The following is a 6,110-nucleotide window of genomic DNA, read 5'->3' on the forward strand; positions in this document are numbered from 1 at the left end:
CGGGCCTGCGCGGCGAACAGGGCGGGCAGGGTGGTGTCCGGGGCGGGGGCGGGCAGGGCGCGGCCGGTGCCCCATCGCGTGGTGCGGGCGCGCTCGCCGGGGGTGAGGAGGTCGTAGTCCGCGAGCGGCCGGGCGGGGTCGGCGGCGACCTGTTCGAGGAGCCGGAGCAGCCGGTGTGCGAGGGCTTCGGCGGTGGCCCGGTCGAAGAGGGCGGTGGCGTACTCGATGCCGGCGGTGAGGCCGCCCCGGCCGTGTTCCTCGCCGAACGCGAAGGTCAGGTCGAACTTGCTGAGGCCGTTGTGGACGAGGCGGTCCTCGACGGTGAGCCCGGGCAGTTCGGGGCGGACGGCCTCCTGGTTCTGGAGGACGAGCATGGTCTGGAACAGGGGGTGGTGGTTGCGGGCCCTGACCGGGTTGACGCTCTCCACCAGCCGTTCGAAGGGCACGTCCTGGTGTGCGTAGGCCGCGAGGTCGAAGTCCCGTACGCGGGTGAGGAGTTCGGTGAAGGTGGGGGCGCCGGACAGGTCGGTGCGCAGGACCAGGGTGTTCACGAAGAACCCGACGAGGTCCTCCAGCGCCTCGTCCGTGCGGCCGGCGACGGGGGTGCCGAGCGGGATGTCGTCGCCCGCGCCGTGCCGGTGCAGCAGGGTGGCGACGGCCGCCTGGAGCACCATGAACAGGGTGGTGCCGGTCTCCCTCGCCACGCGCAGCAGCGCGGTGTGCAGTGCGGCCGGTACGTCGAAGGCGTGGACGGCGCCCGAGGGGTCGGTGGTGGCGGGGCGCGGGCGGTCGAGCGGCAGGTCGATGAGGCCGGGCAGTCCGGCGAGCGCGGTGTGCCAGTGGTCGAGCTGGGCGCGCAGCAGGCTGCCGGGTGTGTCCGCGTCGCCGAGCAGGGTGTGCTGCCACAGGGTGTAGTCGGCGTACTGGAGGGTGGCGCCGGTCTCCGGTTCCCGTCCGGCGAGCCGGGCCCGGTAGGCCTCGCCGAGGTGGCGGGCGAGCGGGGCGAGGGACCAGCCGTCGCCCGCGATGTGGTGCAGGACGAGGACGAGGACGTGGTGGCCGGGCGCGGTGCGCAGCAGCCGGACGCGCAGCGGCGGGTCGGTGAGCACGTCGAACGGCTCGCTCACGGCGTCCAGGACGGCCGCTTCGAGGCGGGCGGGCGCGGTGCTCTCGACGGGCAGCCGGGGGGTGACGGCCTCGGTGGGCAGCACCTGCTGCTCGGGCACGCCGTCGCGTTCGGGGAAGACGGTGCGCAGGGACTCGTGCCGTTCCACGACGTCGCGGAGGGCGGCGCGCAGCGCGTCGGTGTCCAGGGGGCCTTCGATGTCGAGGACGAGCGGGATGTTGTAGTCGGAGCCGGGGCCTTCGAGCCGGTTGAGGAACCAGAGCCGGCGCTGGGCGTGGGACAGGGGCAGCGGGTCGGGCCGCTCGGCGGCCCTGCGCACGGGCGGCCGGGAGCGTTCCCGGGTGTCGAGCACCCGCGCGAGGCCGGCGGCGGTGGGGTGTTCGAACAGGGTGCGTACGGCGAGGTCGGCGCCGAGGACGGTGCGGACGCGGCTGACGACGCGCATGGCCAGGAGCGAGTGTCCGCCGAGGTCGAAGAAGCTGTCGTGCGGGCCGACGCCGGGGCGGCCCAGCACCTCGGCGAAGATCCCGGCGAGCAGGTCCTCGCGCGGGGTGCGCGGCCCGGTGGCGCCGGTCACGGTCTCCGGGGTGTCGTCGGGGCGGGGCAGGGCGCGCCGGTCGGTCTTACCGTTGGGCAGCAGGGGCAGCTGGTCCAGGACGACGACGGCGGCGGGCACCATGTAGTGCGGCAGCGCCTCGGCGAGGGCCGCGCGCAGGGCCGCGGGGTGTGCGGCGGGGTCGGTGGTGACGGCGTAGGCGACGAGGCGGCGGTCGCCCGGGGTGTCCTCCCGGATCACCGCGCAGGCGGCGCCGACGGCCGGTTCGGCGAGCAGGGCGGCCTCGATCTCGCCGGGTTCGATGCGGAAGCCGCGCAGTTTGACCTGGTCGTCGGCACGGGACACGTAGTCGAGCAGCCCGTTCGCGGTCCACCGGACGAGGTCGCCGGTGCGGTACATGCGGGCGCCGGTGCCGTCGAAGGGGTCGGCGACGAACCGTGCGGCGGTGGTGCCGGGCCGGTTCAGGTAGCCGCGGGCGAGGTTGGGGCCGGACAGGTACAACTCTCCGGTGACGCCGGGCGGGACGGGCCGCAGCCGGTGGTCCAGGACGTGGGCGCGCATGGTGTCGACGGGCCGCCCGATCGGCACCGTCTCGTACGGGGTGTCCGGTACGGCGGGGACGCGGTGGGCGGTGGCGTCGATGGTGGTCTCGGTCGGGCCGTAGAGGTTGTGCACCTCCACCTGCCACCGGGTCTCGGTGTCCTCGGCGAGGGCGCGCGGCAGGGGCTCCCCGCCGCACAGGACGGCGCGCAGGGCGGGCAGCGGCGCGGCGTGGCCGGCGTCGGCCAGGACGAGCGCCAGGTGCGAGGGGACGAACTGGGCGACGGTGACGCCGAACCGGCTCATCCAGGTGACCAGGGCGGCCGGTTCGGTGTTGGCCCCGGCGGGCAGCACGCACACCTCGGCGCCGTGCGTCAGCGGCAGCCACACCTCCCACACGGAGGCGTCGAAGCTGGTGGAGGTGCGGGCCAGTACCCGGTCGTCCGGGGTGAGCGTCAGGTGCCGGGCCATCCAGGCCATGTGGTTGGCCAGGGCGGCGTGGGTGACGACGACGCCCTTGGGGCGGCCGGTGGACCCGGAGGTGAAGACGACGTACGCCGGGTCCGCCGGATGCGGTGCGTCGGGGAGCGGCACCGGGTGTTCGGGGTGGGCGGGCGGGGTGTCGAGGGCGAGCCACGGTGTGTCGCCGAGGGGCAGTCCGGCGTGTGCCTGTCCGGTGGTGAGGACGAGGACGGGGTCGGCGTCGTCCAGCATGTGGCGGATGCGGGCCGGCGGGTATCCCGGGTCGACCGGTACGTAGGCGGCGCCGGAGCGCAGCACGGCGAGCATGGCGACGACGGTGTCGGCGGAGGGCGGCGCGGCGACGGCGACGCGGGTCTCCCGGCCGGCGCCGTGCGCGCGCAGGGCGTGGGCGAGGGCGTCGGCCCGTGCGTCGAGTTCGGCGTAGGTGAGCCGGGTGTGCTCGTCGCGTACGGCGAGGGCGTCGGGGGTGCGCCGGGCGTGTTCCCGGACCGCCTCGGGGGCGGTGGTGGCGGGCAGCAGCCGGTCCGTGCCGCGCCCCTGGGCCAGCAGGGCGTCCCGTTCGGCGGGGGTGAGCGGGTCCAGGTCGCCGATGGGGCGGTCCGGGTCGGTCACGGCCTGGGTGAGGACGCGGGCGAAGCGGTCGCAGAGGGCGCGGGCGGTGGCGGCGTCGAAGAGGTCGGTGGCGTATTCGAGGTAGCCGCCGATGCCGCCGGCCCCGGTGGGGTCGGTCTCGTCGCCGTGCTCGGTGTGCTCCGTCAGGGAGAAGGTCAGGTCGAACTTGCTGCCGCCGTGGTGGCGGGACCGGTCGCGGACGGTGATGCCGGGCAGGGCGAGTTCGGCCCGTTCCTGGTTCTGCAGGACGAGCATGGTCTGGAACAGGGGGTGGTGGCCGCCGGACCGTTCCGGGTTGAGGGCCTCCACGATCCGTTCGAAGGGCAGGTCGCTGTTGCCGAGGGCCTCGATGTCGAACCGTTTGACCCGGTCGAGGAGTTCACCGAATGTCGGGTCGCCGGACAGGTCGGTGCGCAGGACGACGGTGTTGACGAAGAAGCCGACGAGGTCGTCCAGGGCTTCGTCGGTGCGCCCGGCGACGGCGGTGCCCAGCGGGATGTCGGTGCCGGCGCCGTGCGCGCCGAGCGTCACGGCGAGGGCCGCCTGGAGCACCATGAACGGGGTGCAGCCGGCGGTGCGGGCGAGCCGGACGAGCGCGGCGTGCGCCGGTGCGGGCAGCGCGAAGGGGACGGAGGCGCCCCGGTGGCTGGGGGTCGCGGGGCGCGGCCGGTCCAGGGGCAGGTCGAGCAGTCCGGGGGCGCCGTGCAGCGCCTCGCGCCAGAAGGCGGTCTGCCGGGCGGCCGGGCTGTCCGGGTCGCCGTCGTCGCCGAGGACGTGGCGCTGCCAGAGCGTGTAGTCGGCGTACTGCACGCGCAGCGGTGCCCAGTCGGGGGTGCCGCTGCCGTCGGTCCTGGCCCGGTACGCGGTGGCCAGGTCGCGGGTGAGCGGGGCGAGGGACCAGCCGTCGGCGACGATGTGGTGCAGGACGAGCACCAGGACGTGCCGGTCCGGCGCCGGGCACAGCAGGTGGGCGCGGACGGCGGCGTCCCGGCCGAGGTCGAAGGGGGCGGTGCTCAGCCGGCGTACCGTCTCCGTCTCCCAGGCGTCCGTGTCCCCGTCCGCCGGGGGGTGTTCGACGGCGAGGGGGACGAGCGAGGCGGCGTCCTCGGGGGCGGTGACGCGCTGGTGGGGGACGCCTTCGCGGGCGGCGAAGAGGGTGCGCAGGCTCTCGTGCCGGGCGACGACGTCGGCCAGGGCGCCGCGCAGCGCTCCGGTGTCCAGGGGGCCTTCGAGGTCGAGGACGAGCGGCACGTTGTAGGTGTCGCCGGGCTCCTCGGACCGGTTGAGGAACCACAGGCGCCGCTGGGCGTGGGAGAGCGGCAGGACGTCGGGGCGGGGCTGGGGCGTGAGGACGGGCCGGGCGGCCCGGGCGGTGTCGAGCACGGCGGCCAGCGAGGCGACCGTGGGGTGCTCGAAGAGCGTGGGGAGGGCGAGTTCGACGCCGAGGGCCGTGCGGACCCGGCCGGTGAGGCGGGTGGCGAGCAGCGAGTGGCCGCCCAGCGCGAAGAAGCTGTCGTCGATGCCGACCGCGCCCACCCCCAGGACGTCGGCGAACAGCCCGGCCAGGACCTCCTCGTACGCGGTGCGCGGGGCGCGGCCGGTGCCGGTGGCGGTCCGGGGCGCGGGCAGGGCGCGGCGGTCGACCTTGCCGTTGGGGTTGAGCGGCAGGGCATCCAGCACGACGAAGGCGGACGGCACCATGTAGGCGGGCAGGGTGCGTCCGACGCGGCGGGCGAGGGCGGCGACGTCCGGGCGGGAGCCGGGCGCGGGCACGACGTAGCCGACGAGTCTGCGGTCGCCGGGGGTGTCCTCGCGGACGACGACGCAGGCGCCGCGTACGTCCGGGTCGGTGAGCAGGGCGTGCTCGGTCTCGGCGGGTTCGATGCGGAATCCGCGCAGTTTGACCTGGCCGTCCGCCCGGCCGACGTACTCGACGGTGCCTTCGGCGGTCCAGCGCACCAGGTCCCCGGTGCGGTACATGCGGGTGCCGGGCGGGCCGTAGGGGTCGGCGACGAAGCGGGCGGCGGTGAGCGCGGCGCGCCCCTGGTAGCCGCGGGCGACGCCGTGGCCGCTCACGTACAGCTCGCCGACCACGCCGGGCGGGACGAGTGCGAGGGCGTCGTCGAGGACGTGGAGGCTCATGCCGTCCAGGGGCCGTCCGATGGGCGGCACACCGCCGCCGTCGGCGGTGACGGGGTGACGGGTGGCGAAGGTGGTGGTCTCGGTGGGGCCGTAGACGTGCAGGACGAGCATGCCGGGGGACGCCGCCGCGGCGCGTTGCATGAGTCCGGGGGTGGCGGCCTCGCCGCCGGCGGCGACCACACGCAGCCCGGTGAACACCTCCGGATCGGCCTCCACCATGACGTTGAACAGGGCGGTGGTGAGGAACAGCGCGGTGATCCCGTGCCGGCGCACCGCCTCGCGGACGGTGGGTGCCTCCAGGACGCCGCCGGGGGCGACGACCACCCGGCCGCCGTTGAGGAGGGGCACCCAGATCTCGAAGGTGGAGGCGTCGAAGACGTGGGCGGAGTGCATGAGGACGGCGTCGGACACGCCGTCGTGCCAGGCGCTGTCGGCGGCGAGGGCGAGCACGTCGGCGTGGGTGACGCCGACGCCCTTGGGCAGCCCGGTGGAACCGGAGGTGAACATGACGTACGCGAGCCGGTCGGGTCTGCCGGGCGCGGGCAGCGGTCCGGGCCGCTCGGGGGCACCGTGCAGCAGCCGGCCGCGGGCGTCGAGGACGAGGAGCGGCAGGGTGGCGGCGGCCTCGCGGACCCAGGGGGCGCGGGCGGT

The 6,110-nt window shown here is 75.7% G+C and carries 1 protein-coding gene; it reads right to left on the reverse strand.

Features of this window, described 5'->3' with window-relative positions:
- The coding region (locus tag MHW47_RS30705) for a non-ribosomal peptide synthetase (RefSeq protein WP_239227143.1) at window positions 1–6,110 on the reverse strand (6,110 nt) is incomplete at both ends.

Origin of the sequence: Streptomyces sp. OfavH-34-F (assembly GCF_022347745.1) — a bacterium.
Lineage (GTDB): Bacteria > Actinomycetota > Actinomycetes > Streptomycetales > Streptomycetaceae > Streptomyces.